This window comes from Streptococcus sp. HMSC072C09, from assembly GCF_001813105.1.
GTDB lineage: Bacteria > Bacillota > Bacilli > Lactobacillales > Streptococcaceae > Streptococcus.
This window is the reverse complement of record NZ_KV811507.1, coordinates 1-204: the sequence shown is the minus strand read 5'-3', so window position 1 is coordinate 204 and position 204 is coordinate 1. Positions and strand designations below refer to the sequence as shown.

The 204-nt window shown below is 43.1% G+C and carries 1 pseudogene; it reads right to left on the bottom strand.

What is annotated here, in order from left to right:
• Positions 1–204 (bottom strand): annotated as a pseudogene (locus tag HMPREF2893_RS10410) (cell division protein FtsA); the annotation flags it as partial.

Sequence of the window (204 nt, the reverse complement as noted above, 5' to 3'; positions counted from 1 at the left end):
TATTTGTAAATTGAAGTTCTTGGCTACGAACAGAAGCCACTGTGGTTTGGCCACCACCCATATCAATCACTGTTGCTCCGAATTCACGTTCGCCTTCGTTCAAGACTGTTTTGATCATCGCAAGTGGGGAAATGATGATGTTTTCTACTTGTAAGCCTGCACGTTCAACTGTTTTACGCAAATTGTGCAAGATTGTACGAGGTC